This window comes from Streptomyces sp. NPDC026575, from assembly GCF_055567415.1.
Genome location: NZ_JBVHQM010000020.1, coordinates 1 through 13,267 on the forward strand (window position 1 = coordinate 1; position 13,267 = coordinate 13,267).

Annotated in this window: 14 protein-coding genes; 2 read left to right on the forward strand and 12 right to left on the reverse strand. The window is 74.0% G+C overall.

Annotation, left to right across the window (positions count from 1 at the left end):
- Positions 1–231 precede the first annotated feature (231 nt).
- Positions 232–1,482, forward strand: a complete 1,251-nt coding sequence (locus ACZ4NB_RS25900; RefSeq protein WP_467665202.1) for a class I SAM-dependent methyltransferase — start codon at positions 232–234, stop codon at positions 1,480–1,482.
- Here ACZ4NB_RS25900 and ACZ4NB_RS25905 read toward each other — a convergent pair.
- The 4 genes from ACZ4NB_RS25905 to tsaB all read right to left on the reverse strand — a co-directional run bounded on the left by ACZ4NB_RS25905 (position 1,466) and on the right by tsaB (position 4,324).
- Positions 1,466–1,831, reverse strand: a complete 366-nt coding sequence (locus ACZ4NB_RS25905) for a hypothetical protein (RefSeq protein ID WP_467665204.1) — start codon at positions 1,829–1,831, stop codon at positions 1,466–1,468. The genes ACZ4NB_RS25900 and ACZ4NB_RS25905 overlap by 17 nt on opposite strands.
- A 107-nt stretch (positions 1,832–1,938) precedes the next feature.
- Positions 1,939–3,063 (reverse strand): tRNA (adenosine(37)-N6)-threonylcarbamoyltransferase complex transferase subunit TsaD, encoded by a 1,125-nt coding sequence (gene tsaD, locus ACZ4NB_RS25910; protein ID WP_467665206.1) that lies wholly within the window; start codon positions 3,061–3,063, stop codon positions 1,939–1,941.
- A gap of 5 nt (positions 3,064–3,068) precedes the next feature.
- A complete protein-coding gene (locus tag ACZ4NB_RS25915) occupies positions 3,069–3,584 on the reverse strand; it encodes a GNAT family N-acetyltransferase (protein ID WP_467665208.1) in 516 nt (171 codons plus the stop codon).
- An 80-nt stretch (positions 3,585–3,664) separates the two neighbouring features.
- On the reverse strand, positions 3,665–4,324 hold the full coding sequence (tsaB, locus tag ACZ4NB_RS25920; protein ID WP_467665210.1) for a tRNA (adenosine(37)-N6)-threonylcarbamoyltransferase complex dimerization subunit type 1 TsaB: 660 nt from the start codon (positions 4,322–4,324) through the stop codon (positions 3,665–3,667).
- A 90-nt stretch (positions 4,325–4,414) separates the two neighbouring features.
- Here tsaB and ACZ4NB_RS25925 point away from each other — a divergent pair, with 90 nt between their 5' ends.
- Entirely contained in the window at positions 4,415–4,981 is a 567-nt protein-coding gene (locus tag ACZ4NB_RS25925) for a hypothetical protein (RefSeq protein WP_467665212.1), read from the forward strand.
- Between the two features lie 40 nt (positions 4,982–5,021).
- Here the strand turns inward: ACZ4NB_RS25925 and ACZ4NB_RS25930 are convergent, their stop codons facing one another.
- The 8 genes from ACZ4NB_RS25930 to glmS all read right to left on the reverse strand — a co-directional run bounded on the left by ACZ4NB_RS25930 (position 5,022) and on the right by glmS (position 13,255).
- Positions 5,022–5,219 carry a hypothetical protein gene (locus ACZ4NB_RS25930; RefSeq protein ID WP_467665214.1) on the reverse strand — a complete coding sequence of 66 codons (198 nt, stop codon included), beginning with the start codon at positions 5,217–5,219 and terminating at the stop codon, positions 5,022–5,024.
- Between the two features lie 134 nt (positions 5,220–5,353).
- Complete coding sequence (tsaE, locus tag ACZ4NB_RS25935; RefSeq protein ID WP_467665216.1) at positions 5,354–5,875, reverse strand: tRNA (adenosine(37)-N6)-threonylcarbamoyltransferase complex ATPase subunit type 1 TsaE; 522 nt, start codon at positions 5,873–5,875, stop codon at positions 5,354–5,356.
- Positions 5,876–6,073: 198 nt separating this feature from the next.
- Complete coding sequence (locus ACZ4NB_RS25940; RefSeq protein WP_467665218.1) at positions 6,074–7,426, reverse strand: alpha/beta fold hydrolase; 1,353 nt, start codon at positions 7,424–7,426, stop codon at positions 6,074–6,076.
- Entirely contained in the window at positions 7,423–8,628 is a 1,206-nt protein-coding gene (gene alr, locus ACZ4NB_RS25945) for an alanine racemase (protein WP_467665220.1), read from the reverse strand. The genes ACZ4NB_RS25940 and alr overlap by 4 nt, the downstream gene beginning before the upstream one ends.
- 58 nt (positions 8,629–8,686) lie before the next feature.
- Positions 8,687–9,499, reverse strand: a complete 813-nt coding sequence (locus tag ACZ4NB_RS25950; RefSeq protein ID WP_467665222.1) for a L,D-transpeptidase family protein — start codon at positions 9,497–9,499, stop codon at positions 8,687–8,689.
- 108 nt (positions 9,500–9,607) lie between these two features.
- A complete protein-coding gene (locus ACZ4NB_RS25955; protein WP_467665224.1) occupies positions 9,608–11,032 on the reverse strand; it encodes an NAD(P)H-hydrate dehydratase in 1,425 nt (474 codons plus the stop codon).
- A gap of 10 nt (positions 11,033–11,042) precedes the next feature.
- Positions 11,043–11,411 carry a holo-ACP synthase gene (locus ACZ4NB_RS25960; RefSeq protein WP_467665226.1) on the reverse strand — a complete coding sequence of 123 codons (369 nt, stop codon included), beginning with the start codon at positions 11,409–11,411 and terminating at the stop codon, positions 11,043–11,045.
- Complete coding sequence (glmS, locus tag ACZ4NB_RS25965) at positions 11,408–13,255, reverse strand: glutamine--fructose-6-phosphate transaminase (isomerizing) (RefSeq protein WP_467665228.1); 1,848 nt, start codon at positions 13,253–13,255, stop codon at positions 11,408–11,410. The genes ACZ4NB_RS25960 and glmS overlap by 4 nt, the downstream gene beginning before the upstream one ends.
- Between the last annotated feature and the right edge of the window lie 12 nt (positions 13,256–13,267).

Here is a 13,267-nt window from a genome sequence, read left to right on the forward strand (position 1 = left end):
GAATCAGGCCCGCCCCCACCGGCCTCTTCACCATCCACCCACGGGAGGGGACAGACCGTAGGACGGAGTCCGTAGGGCTGTCACCGCACCCGACAAACACACGCCCGCCGCCAGGCGCAACGGCGAACAACCACCACGGCGGGAAAGCCGAAAACGTGGGAGGCGGGCAAAGCGCAGCGAAACGTGGGAAGCAAGCCCAAGCGCAGCGGAACCCCGAGAGACAATGGCCCCGTGAACGACCTCGACACCTTCGTCTCCCTCCTCGCCCCGGAGGGGCAGTCCCTCCTCGACGAGTTGCGGGACCACGACCCCGCCGACGAGCTCACGGCGGCTACCCGGTTGCGCCGGGACCACCCGGCCCCGCTGGTCTCCGCCGCGCTCGGACAGGCGCGGCTCCGGCAGCGGGCCGCGGCGAAGTTCGGGGCCGACGCGGGGCGGATGTACTTCACGCCCAACGGGGTGGAGCAGTCCACCCGCGCCACGGTGGCGGCACACCGTGCGCGACGGCTCGCCGCGCTGGGCGTGCGTTCGCTGGCCGACCTGTGCTGCGGCATCGGCGGCGACGCGATCGCGCTGGCCCGCGCCGGGATCCGGGTACTGGCCGTCGACCGCGACCCGCTGGCCTGCGCGGCGGCGCGGGCGAACGCCGAGGCGCTGGGGCTCGCGGAGCTGATCGAGGTGCGCTGCGCGGAGGTGGCGGAGGTGGACACCGCCGGATACGACGCGGTGTTCGTGGATCCGGCGCGGCGCGGCAAGGTGCGGGGTGGCGGCCGGGCGACGGGTGGGCGGATCTTCGATCCGGAGGCGTACTCGCCGCCGCTGTCCTGGGCCGTCCAGGCGGCCCGTACCGCCCCGTTCGCGGCGCTGAAGATCGCGCCGGGAGTGCCGCACGAGGCGCTTCCCGAGGACGCCGAGACCGAGTGGATCTCCGACGGGGGCGAGGTGAAGGAGGCCGTGCTGTGGTTCGCCCGATCCCCCGGCGGCGGCCCCGCTCCGGCGCCCGGCGGCCGCCGGGCCACCCTGCTGCCGGACGGCGACTCGCTGCTGGGCGCCGGCCTGCCGGACCCCGAGCCGGGCCCGGTCGGGGACTGGCTCTACGAGCCGGACGGCGCGGTCATCCGCGCCCACCTCGTGGCCGATGTCGCCCAGCAGGTCGGCGGGCGGCTGATCGACCCGACGATCGCGTACATCACCGCGGACCGACTGACGGCCACCCCGTACGCGACCGCCTATGCGCTCACCGACGTACTGCCGTTCAACGTCAAGAAGCTCAAGGCGCTGCTGCGCGAGCGGGGCGTCGGCACCGCGGTGATCAAGAAGCGCGGCTCGGCGGTCGAGCCCGAGGAACTGCGCAGGAAGCTGAAGCTGGGCGGCGGCGGCAACTCCTGCACGATCTTCCTCACCCGGGTAGCCGGCGCCCCCACCATGCTGCTGGGGCACCCGGCGGACGCGCCCGGGGCGTCACTCACGCCAGGTCGGTGAGGTCCTCGGCGTAGATCTGGGAGAGCGGCTGCGGGCCCACGTACTGCTGGCAGGTGCACTGGCCGGCCTCGTACTGGACCGGCTTGTGGTCGGCGTCCCAGGCCACCGCGACCTCCACCCGCTCATGGCACTTGCCCTTCTTGTCGTGCTTGGCGAGGTGGTGGGTGCAGCCGCACACCGGCTCCGGCGGCTTCTGGGCGGCCGCCAGCTCCTGACGTTCCGTACGCGCGGTCTCCAGGCGCTCCATCTTGCGCTCGTGGCGGGTGCGCAGCGCCGTACGGGCGGTGTCGGCGACCTTCGCGAAGCCACCCGCCATGAAGAAGATGAAGACCCACCAGAACCAGTCCACAGCCTGCCGCCTCCCCACGCGCGCGCCCGGTGCCGCTCCAGGGTAAGACCTCGGGGCGGGCGCGGGTCCGGGGGAGGCGGACCTTGTCACCGATCCTCAGAAGATGTTCACGGGTAGAGGTTCTGCCTGCTCGTCTCGTGGACGTGATCATGGCTGTGACCGTGGGCGTCCTCGGCCGGCTGCCCCGGCACATGCGGTTCGGTGACCGGGAGCGAGGAGTCCGCGGACAGGTCCCAGTGCGAGGCCGCGCGCCCGCGCGCCACCATCTCCGCGCCCAGGGCCGCGACCATCGCGCCGTTGTCGGTGCACAGCTTGGGCCGCGGCACCCGCAGGGTGATGCCGGCGTCCTCGCAGCGGCGCTGGGCCATCGCCCGCAGCCGGGAGTTGGCCGCGACCCCGCCGCCGATCATCAGGTGGTCCACGCCGTTGTCCTTGCAGGCCCGGACGGCCTTGCGGGTCAGGACGTCGACCACCGCCTCCTGGAAGGACGCCGAGACGTCCGCCACCGGGACCTCCTCGCCGGCCGCCCGCTTGGCCTCGATCCAGCGGGCCACCGCCGTCTTCAGGCCGGAGAAAGAGAAGTCGTAGATCGGGTCGCGGGGGCCGGTCAGACCGCGCGGGAAGCGGATCGCCTCGGGGTCGCCCTCGCGGGCGTAGCGGTCGATGACCGGGCCGCCCGGGAAGCCGAGGTTCAGCACCCGTGCGACCTTGTCGAATGCCTCGCCCGCCGCGTCGTCGATCGTCGAGCCCAGCGGCCGTACGTCGGAGGTGATGTCGGGGGCCAGCAGGAGGGAGGAGTGGCCGCCGGAGACCAGCAGGGCCATCGTGGGCTCCGGCAGCGGGCCGTGTTCGAGCTGGTCGACGCAGATGTGCGAGGCGAGGTGGTTGACGCCGTAGAGCGGCTTGCCGAGCGCGTAGGCGTACGCCTTGGCGGCCGAGACGCCGACCAGCAGGGCACCGGCCAGGCCCGGTCCGGCGGTGACCGCGATGCCGTCCAGATCGCTCGCGGCGACCCCGGCCTCCTTCAGCGCCCGCTGGATGGTGGGGACCATCGCCTCCAGATGGGCCCGGGAGGCCACCTCCGGCACCACTCCGCCGAAGCGCGCGTGCTCGTCGACGCTGGAGGCGACCGCGTCGGCCAGCAGGGTGTGGCCGCGGACGATGCCGACACCGGTCTCGTCGCAGGAGGTCTCGATGCCGAGGACGAGCGGTCCGCCGCGTGAGTCAGCCATGATTCTCAAGTTCCTTGTACGGAGGGTGCTTCGGAGGAGGTCTGGGTGGTACGGCGCATCACGAGCGCGTCGACGTTGCCGGGCTGGTAGTAGCCGCGGCGGAAGCCGATCGGCTCGAAGCCGAAGCGCTCGTAGAGGCGCTGGGCGCGGAGGTTGTCGACCCGCACCTCCAGCAGCACCTCATGGCACTCGAAGTCCGTCGCGGCGCCGAGGAGTTCGGTCAGCAGCCGGGCGCCGAGGCCGCTGCCCCACTGGTCGCGGGCGGTGGCGATGGTCTGCACGTCGCCGGTGCCGTCGATGGCGGCCAGCCCGGCGTAGCCCACGATCCGGCGGGAGACCCCGACCCCCTCATCGGCGCCGCTGCGCGGCGACACCTCCAGTTCGGCGACGAGGTAGCGGCGGGTGGCGAACGACCCGCGGGCGTGCGACAGCTCCGACCAGAACATGCCGGCCGACCAGGCGTCCTCGGGGAAGAGCTCGCGCTCCAGTTCCAGCACCGGCGCTATGTCCCACCAGCGCATCTCGCGCAGCGCAGCGGATGGGGGGGTGCCGCCGCGCGGTGGCGCCACTGGGGGGCGGTGGTCGGGCGAGGGGCCGGCCGTCACTTCGGGGTGACCACCTTGTAGTTGGCCGGCACCTGGGCGTCCGGGCGGCGCAGGTACAGCGGCCGCGGCGGCAGCAGCTCCTGGCCCGCGGCCAGCCTCTCCGCGGCCAGCGCGGCGAGCGCCGCGGCGGACTGGTGCTCGGGCGCCTCGCGCCGCAGACCGGTGAAGACGCCGTCGTAGAGCACCGCGCCGGCGCCCACGGCCGGGACGTCGGCCACCTGGTCGGCGATGTCGGCGGGGCGGTCGACGGCCGGTTCGGTCAGGCGCGTACGGGCGTCCGCGTAGCGGGCCCAGTAGACCTCCTTGCGGCGGGCGTCGGTGGCCACGACGAAGGGCTCGGCGAGCCCGGAGGCGTAGGCGAGGCCGTCCAGCGTGCACAGGCCGTGGACGGGCACGTCGAGCGCCGCCCCGAACGTGGCGGCGGTCACCAGACCGACCCGCAGACCGGTGTAGGGCCCGGGGCCCACGCCGACCACGATGGCGCTGACCTCGTCGAGCTTGCGGCCGGCCGCGCCCAGCACCCGGTCGACGGCGGGCAGCAGCAGCTCGCCGTGCCGGCGCGCGTCCACATCGCGGGACTCGGCGAGGACGTCCGTCCCGTCATGCAGCGCGACGGTGACGGCGGGGGTGGCGGTGTCAAGAGCTAGCAGCAGCACGCCCTCAAGCCTACGGCGCGGCCGGCGGTGCCCCGTCCCCTGCTACCGTCGCCCCCGAAGCAGGGGAACGGACGGAAAGGTGGCACAGCGGTGCCCGCTAAGAGCAGCACGATCGTCACCGCACTGACCACGGCTGCCGTCGTCGTGGTCGGTTTCCTCGGCTATCAGGCCGCGGCGTCCGCTCCGGACAGCCTCACCCCGGCCCGCAAGGACGGCCACAGCGCCTCCAAGGGCCACTCGGACCGGCCCGGCAAGAAGGCCGGGACGCCGGCCCCGGTCCCGGTCCCCGCCGCCTCCGGCAAGGGCCAGCGGGTCGTCTACTCACTGGGCGGCAAGCGGGTCTGGCTGGTCGGCGCCAAGGGCGGTGCGCTGCGTACGTTCACGGTGGCGCCGAGCACGGTGCACCCGCCGCTGGGCACGTACACGGTGGGCTCACGCTCGGTGAGCGTCACGGGCTCGGACGGGATCGCGATCGAGCACGTCGTGCGGTTCACCACGGTCGACGCCGTCACCATCGGCTTCAGCGCGGCGGTCGACGGCTCCCGGCCCGACCCGGGCTCGCAGAAGCGGACCGGCGGGATCCGTGAGTCGCGGGAGGACGGCAAGGCGATGTGGGACTTCGCACTGCAGGGCACCAAGGTCGTCGTGGTCGCCTGACCGCGCGCCCTCGGGCCGGCTCCTTATTGGCCCATACGGGCTACGCCGCGTCGCGCCCCCGGGTGGACGGGGGCGTCTCCTCGCCCTCCGCGGGCTCGTCCGCGGGCTTGCCCTTGCGGGGCGCGCGGGCCTCCTCGGGGGCGTCGGGGGGCGTGGATACGGCGCTGGCAGCGGCACACGCCGCCAGCAGCTCATTCATCGTCGGCGTCTCGCGCGCATCGTGCTGGTGGGCGGACATGGACGCCTCCCGGGGCTCCTGGGGCAAGCGACAGAAGCTAGGCTCGCTACTTAGGCAGACCTAACTGGGGTCTCCACCCATGTCACCACGCGCGATACCGGCTGCGCAACATCTTGCCGACGGCTTGTCGGAAACTACGGTACGAGCAGGCCGTCCAGCTCCGTGCCCGACCACCGTGGGCCGAGTCCGGTGACCGTCACCTCGCGCACATCGTCGACCTCGTCCTCCGGGTGGGGCGCGTCGGCGCCCACCGCGCGGCCGATGACGACGTGCAGCCGGTCGTCGGACAGCTCCTCGACCTTGCCCTCGCCCCACTCCACGACCACCACCGACTCCGGCAGCGAGACGTCGAGGTCCAGGTCCTCCATCTCGTCCAGCCCGCCGCCGAGGCGGTAGGCGTCGACGTGCACCAGCGCGGGGCCGTCGGTCAGCGAGGGGTGCACCCGGGCGATGACGAAGGTGGGCGAGGTCACGGCGCCGCGCACGCCCAGGCCCTCGCCCAGGCCGCGGGTCAGCGTGGTCTTGCCGGCACCCAGCTCACCGGTGAGCAGCACCAGGTCGCCGGGGCCCAGCAGGGGGGCCAGTCTGCGACCCAACTCCTGCATCTGATCGGGGGACTTGACGGTTACATGGGCGATCGCGCCGGTGGAGCTCATGCCGCAAATGGTACGGCCTGCCCCTCTCCCGGCCACCACCCCTCAACGGCGCCGCTGCGCGGCGGCACCCGCCGTCCCCCGCCACCCGGCCACCACCCCTCAACGACGCCGCGCGCGGCGGCACCCGCCGTCCCCCTCTCCCGGCCACCACCGCTCAACGGCGCCGCCGTACGGCGGCGCGCTGCGCGCCCCCGGACCTCAGGCCCGTGCGTGCCGTGAGCTGCGGGCCGCCGCGCTCGCCCGCTCCACCAGCGACACCAGGTGCTCGTTGACCAGCTCGGGCCGCTCCAGCATCACCAGATGCCCGGCGCCGGGGACGCACACCAGCTTCGCGTCGGGCAGCATCTCGGCGATCGTCCGACTGTGGTCGGCGGGGGTGATCAGGTCGTTCTCCCCGGCGAGCACCAGCGCGGGCACCGCGTCGTACGCCACCAGCGCCTCGGTCTTGTCATGCACCGCGAACGCCGGGAAGAACTCGGCGACCACATCGATCGGGGTCGCCTCGATCAGCCGCTCGCCGAACCGCGCGATGCCCGGGTCCACCTGCTCGGGCGACCCGAACGAGTACCGCTTGATCAGCCCGGCGAACAGATCGGCGGTGGCCCGCCGCCCGCGCTCGACGAACTCGTGCTGCCAGCCCAGCGCCTTGAGCACGCCCGGCGCCAGCCAGTGGAAGGCCTTCATGCCCATCGACGGCAGCCCGTAGCTGACCTCGCTGAGCCGCCCCGCGGACGTGCCGATCAGGGCCACCCCGACCACCCGCTCCGCGACGTACTCGGGGAACTGGTCGGCCAGCGCCATCACGGTCATCCCGCCCATGGAGTGCCCGACCAGCACGATCGGCCCCTCGGGCACCGCGGCGTCCAGCACCGCCTTCAGATCCCGGCCCAGCAGGTCGATGGTGACCTCTTCCGTGCCGTCGATCTGGCCGTGCCCGCGCGCCGAGCGGCCGTGGCTGCGCTGGTCCCAGTGGACGGTGCGCACCGTGCCGCGCAGCGCGGCGCGCTGGAAGTGCCAGGAGTCCTGGCTGAGGCAGTAGCCATGGCTGAAGACGACCGTGGGGGCCGCCGAGCGCCGCCCCAGCGCCGCCGTCAGCCGCTTGCGCAGGCCGCTCTGGGCCTCCTGCGCGGCACGCGCCTCCTTGCCGCGGGCGGGCTTGGCGGACCGGTCGTGCGGGGCGCCCCGGCCGCTCCTGGCGGCGCCCTTGCCCGGCCGCTCGTCCTTGTCCGGCCGGCCGGACTCCGCGCCCGGCTCGTCGACCTCGTAGTACAGCTCGGTGCCGTCCTCGGCGATCGCCGCGCCCGGCGTGCCGCGCAGCGTGCCGTACGGGCCGGCGGCGTCCAGCGCGAGCCGGGCGCGGCGGCGCATACCGCGGCCGACCGTCATCCGCTCTATCGCCACACCGGCCGCGGCGCCCGCCGCGACCACGCCGATCGCGGCGCCGGCCAGGCCCGCGTGCCGGCCGGCCCTGGCCCAGTTGTTGGCTGCCTCGACCGCCACCTCGGCGGCCGTCTCGACCGCCTGCGCGGCGGCCTCCTTGCCCTCGGTCATGCGGTACCCCCCGTGAGCGCGGTATCTCCCTCGGCTTCTTCGGCTGGTGCTGCTCCGTTCCCTATGCCGCTGTCCACATAGACGCGCGGCACCCGGGTTCCGATCCGTGTGACGATTTCATAGCCGATGGTTCCGGCCGCGCGGGCCCAGTCCTCGGCGGTCGGCTCGCCGCGGTCTCCGGGGCCGAAGAGCACGGCCCGATCGCCCGCCGCGGCACTGTCGCCGCCCAGGTCGACCACGAACTGGTCCATCGCGATCCGCCCGGCGACCGTCCGCCACTTGCCGGCGACCAGCACCGGGCCGGTGCCGGAGGCGTGCCGCGGGACGCCGTCGGCGTAGCCGAGCGGGACCAGCGCGAGGGTGGTCTCGCCGGGCGTGGTGTACGCGTAGCCGTACGACACGCCGTGGCCGCCAGGGACCCGCTTGACCGACGCCAGCGCGGCCTCCAGGGTCATCGCGGGCCGCAGCCCGAAGTCCCGTGAGCTGCCCAGCTCCGGGCTGGGCGAGATGCCGTAGACACCGATGCCGGCGCGGACCAGGTCGAAGTGCGCCTCCGGCAGCGTCAGCGTCGCCGGGGTGTTGGAGAGATGCCGCACCTCGGGGCGCAGCCCGGCCGCCTCGGCGGTCTTCAGCGCGTCCTGGAAGGCGGCGAGCTGGACGGCGATCGAGGGGTGGCCGGGCTCGTCGGCACACGCGAAGTGCGACCAGACGCCGGTGACGGACACCGCGCCCTCGGCCTCGGCGGCGCGGGCCGCGGCGGTCAGCTCCGGCCAGTCGGCGGGCTGGCAGCCGTTGCGGCCCAGGCCCGTGTCGGCCTTGAGCTGGATCCGGGCGGTGCGGCCGCAGGCGCGGGCCGCGGCGGTCACCTCGCGCAGCGCCCACAGCCCGCTCACCGAGACGTCGATGTCCTGCTCCACGGCCTTGCGCCAGGGACCGCCCGGCGTCCACAGCCAGCACAGCAGCCGCCCGGTGTCGCCGGCCGCGCGCAGCGCGAACGCCTCCTCGGGCAGCGCCGTGCCCAGCCAGCCCGCACCGGCCTCACGGGCGGCGCGCCCGCAGCGCACCGCTCCATGTCCGTAGCCGTCGGACTTGACCACGGCCATCAGCTCTGCCCGGGGTGCGCATGCCCGCAGTGCCTGGACGTTCGACCGCACGGCGGCGAGGTCGACGACGGCACGGGCGCGCTTCGCTGTCTCGTTCATCCCCCTCAGTGTCGCAGGCGACGCCGCGGCACCCGTGGGGACCGGCGCGAAACCGCTCTCACCCGCTGGGCCTGCGGCCCCAGACGTGCACCACATCGCCGTGCCTGAGCACTGCCCACAGCCGGCTCGCGTCCCGCCACCCGAGGTTGACGCAGCCGTGCGAGCCGAGCCCCTGGTAGATGTCGTCGTAGACACCGTGCAGCGCCTCCCCGCGGTCGAAGAACTGCGCGAACGGCATGGGCGTGTGGTAGAGGTTCGAGGTGTGGGCCCTTTTCCGTAGGTAGATGCGGTATGTACCGGTACGGGTCTCGTTCGTCGGCTGGCCGGATCGGATCGCCACCGGCTCGAAGACCACCCGCCGGCCCTGCTGCACCCACAGCAGCTGCCGGTCCAGGTCGACGCACACGGTCCGCTCGCGGCGCTCGGGGCAGTGCCCGTCCCGGTTGGGGTCCTTCCTGGCCCGCATCAGCTGCAGCATGGCGCCGGTCACCGGCCCCGCGAAGCCGCTCGCCGGGGCGATGCGGTGCGCCCGCTGGAAGCGCCGGATCGCCCGGCAGTCCGCCTCGCTCTGCAGCCCGTCGACGGCCCGCCGCAGATAGCGCTCGGCCTGCCGCTGGAAGGGCCCGGTGGACCCGCTGCAACTCGCCGCCCTGGCGCCCCGCTCCGTCTCGGACCGCGGTACGTCCTCCAGGTGCAGCGGCTCCTCGACCGGCGCGTCCGGCGCCTGTGCCGCCCGCACCGGGTCGGGCGTGTGGTGCCGTTCGGCCCGCTGCGGGGCGTGCGCGGGCGACGGCGCCACGGCCACCGCGGGTGATCCGGCCAGAGCGGGCAGCGAGGCGCAGGCCAGCAGCGCCACCAAGGTGCGTTTCATGCCTTCACGATGCCGCGCCCGGGCCGCCGGACGGCCCCCGCGGCGCCAGGTTCGCCCTGGTGCCCGCGCCATTCCCCCCACAGGGCCTAACGCCGCCCCGGCGGGCTGTCAGGCCGTCACATCCCGCCAGGCGGCGCCCAGATGGTCCGCGACCTCCATGGACGTGATCGGCGCACCGTCCGGCCCGGCGGCCCGGCGCGCTGCGAGGCCGTGCAGATACGCGCCGACCGACCCCGCGTCATGTGCCGTGAGCCCCGCGGCCAGCAGCGCCCCGGTCAGCCCCGACAGCACGTCCCCGCTCCCGGCGGTGGCCAGCCAACCGGTGCCCGTGGGGTTGACCCGTACCGGCCCGGCGGCCGCCGCGACCAGCGTCGTGGAGCCCTTGAGCAGCACCGTGGCGGCATAGCGCGCCGCCAGTTCGCGCACCGACGCCAGCCGCGCCGCCTCGATCTCCTCGCGACCGCGGCCGAGCAGCGCCGCCGCCTCCCCGGCGTGCGGCGTCAGCAGCGTCTCGGCCGTGCGCCGCCGGATCCGCTCCGGCGTCAGCAGCCGCAGCCCGTCGGCGTCCACCAGCACCGGCACGTCCGACGCCAGCACGTCCTCCAGCGCCTCCGACTCGTCCCCGATGCCCGGCCCGATCACCCACGACTGCACCCGGCCGGCCTTGTCCGGCGGCCCGGCGTGCACCAGCGTCTCCGGGAACCGCGCCAGCACCGCGTCCCTGGCCGGCCCGACGTACCGCACCGCGCCGGCGCCGCCGCGCAGCGCACCGGCCACCGCCAGCACCGCCGCCCCCGGATAGCGCGCCGACCCGGCGACCACCCCCACCACGCCCCGCCGGTACTTGTCGCTCTCCGCCACCGGGCGCGGCAGCAGCTCCGCCACGTCCGCGTGCTGCAGCGCCTCGACCTCGGCGTCCTCGGGCGGCGTGAGCCCGATGTCGACCAGCCGCAGCGCCCCCGCGCGCTCCCGCGCCGGATCGATCAGCAGCCCCGGCTTGTACGCGCCGAACGTCACCGTCGCATCGGCCCGTACGGCCTCCCCGCCCACCTCACCGCTGTCCGCGTCCACCCCGCTGGGCAGATCGACCGCCAGGACCAGGGCCGACTCCCGTGCCGCCCGCGCCAGTCGGGCCGCCTCGGGGCGCAGCCCGCCGCGGCCGCCGATCCCCACGATCCCGTCGACGACCAGATCGGCCCAGGCGATGTCCCGCAGCGCATCGTCCGAGACCCGTCCCCCGGCGCGGCGCAGCGCGGCGAGCCCGCCCTGGTGCGCCCGTTCGGGCGTCAGCAGCACCGCGACCACTCCGGCCCCGCGCCGCGCCAGCCGGGCACCGGCGTACAGCGCGTCCCCGCCGTTGTCCCCGCTGCCCACCAGCAGCACCACCCGGCTGCCGTACACCCGCCCCAGCAAGTCCCCGCAGGCGACGGCCAGTCCGGCCGCCGCCCGCTGCATCAGGGCGCCTTCGGGCAATCGGGCCATCAGCTCCTGCTCGGCGGCCCGCACGGTCACAACGCTGTAGGCAGTCCTCATGGCGCCAGTCTCACCCCTCGGCGATCACGACGGCGGAAGCAACCCCCGCGTCATGGCTGAGCGAGACGTGCCACGAGCGCACTCCCAACTCCTGTGCGCACGCCTCGACCGTGCCCCGCACCCGCAGCCGGGGCCGCCCGCTGTCCTCGACGTACACCTCGGCGTCGGTCCAGTGCAGCCCGGCCGGCGCGCCGAGGGCCTTGGCGACCGCCTCCTTGGCGGCGAACCGTGCCGCCAAGGAGGCGATACCGCGCCGCTCGCCGCTCGGCAGCATCAGCTCCGACTCGATGAACAGCCGGTGCGCCAGCTCCGGCGTACGGTCCAGCGCCGCCCCGAAGCGGTCGATCTCGGCGACGTCGATCCCCACCCCGATGATCACTCCACCGTCACCGACTTGGCGAGGTTGCGCGGCTGGTCGACCTCGTTGCCGCGGGCGGTGGCCAGTTCGCAGGCGAAGACCTGGAGCGGGATGGTGGACACCAGCGGCTGCAGCAGCACCGGCGTACGCGGAATCCGCACGAGGTGGTCCGCGTACGGCACGACCGTCTCGTCCCCCTCCTCCGCGATCACGATCGTGCGCGCCCCGCGGGCCCGGATCTCCTGGATGTTCGACACGATCTTGTCGTGCAGCACCGACCGCCCGCGCGGCGACGGCACCACGACGACGACCGGCAGATCGTCCTCGATCAGCGCGATCGGCCCGTGCTTGAGCTCACCGGCCGCGAAGCCCTCGGCGTGCATATACGCCAGCTCCTTGAGCTTCAGCGCGCCCTCCAGCGCCACCGGATAGCCCACGTGCCGGCCCAGGAAGAGCACCGTGTTCTTGTCGGCGAGGCCGCGCGCCAGCTCCCGTACCGGCTCCATCGTGGCGAGCACCTGCTCGACCTGGGTGCCGATGGCGGCCAGTTCGCGCACCACGTCGCGGACCTCGTCGCCCCACTTCGTGCCCCGTACCTGCGCCACGAACAGCGCCACCAGATAGCAGGCCACCAGCTGCGTCAGGAACGCCTTCGTCGACGCCACCGCGACCTCGGGCCCGGCGTGCGTGTAGAGCACCGCGTCCGACTCCCGCGGAATGGTCGACCCGTTGGTGTTGCAGATGGCCAGCACCTTCGCGCCCTGCTCGCGCGCGTGCCGCAGCGCCATCAGGGTGTCCATCGTCTCGCCGGACTGGCTGATCGCGATCACCAGCGTGCGCCGGTCCAGGATCGGATCGCGGTAGCGGAACTCGCTGGCCAGCTCCGTCTCGCACGGGATCCGCGTCCAGTGCTCGATCGCGTACTTGGCGATCATCCCCGCGTGGTACGCCGTCCCGCACGCCACGATGACGACCTTGTCGACCTCGCGCAGCACCTCCGGCGGGATCCGCACCTCGTCCAGCGACAGCACGCCCGAGGCGTCGACCCGCCCCAGCAGGGTGTCCGCGACGGCCTTGGGCTGCTCGGCGATCTCCTTGAGCATGAAGTAGTCGTAGCCGCCCTTCTCGGCGGCCGACGCGTCCCAGTCGACGTGGTACTCGCGGACCTCCGCGGGCGCGCCGTCGAAGTCGGTGACCGTCACCGCGTCCCGGCGCAGCTCCACGACCTGGTCCTGGCCCAGCTCGATCGCCTGGCGGGTATGCGCGATGAACGCCGCGACGTCCGAGGCCAGGAACGCCTCGCCGTCCCCGACGCCCACCACCAGCGGCGAGTTCCGCCGCGCCCCGACCACCACGTCCGGCTCGTCCGCGTGCACCGCGACCAGCGTGAACGCGCCCTCCAGCAGCCGGCACACCTGCCGCATCGCCTCCGCCAGCTCACCGCACGACGAGTAGGTCTCGGCCAGCAGATGGGCGACGACCTCGGTGTCCGTCTCGGACGCCAACTCGTGCCCGCGATCGGTCAGTTCGGTGCGCAGCCCGGCGAAGTTCTCGATGATGCCGTTGTGGACGACCGAAACCCGCCCCGCGTTGTCCAGATGCGGATGCGCGTTCGCGTCGGTGGGCCCGCCGTGGGTCGCCCACCGGGTGTGTCCGATCCCGGTCGACCCGGTCGGCAGCGGACGGTCCGCCAGCTCCTTCTCCAGGTTGGCGAGTTTGCCCGCCTTCTTGGCCGCCGCCAGCCCGCCATCGGCCAGTACGGCGACCCCCGCGGAGTCATAGCCGCGATACTCCAGCCGCTTCAACCCGGCCAGTACGACGTCAAGGGCGCTCTGCCCGCCCACATATCCCACGATTCCGCACATGGAGGCAGCCTA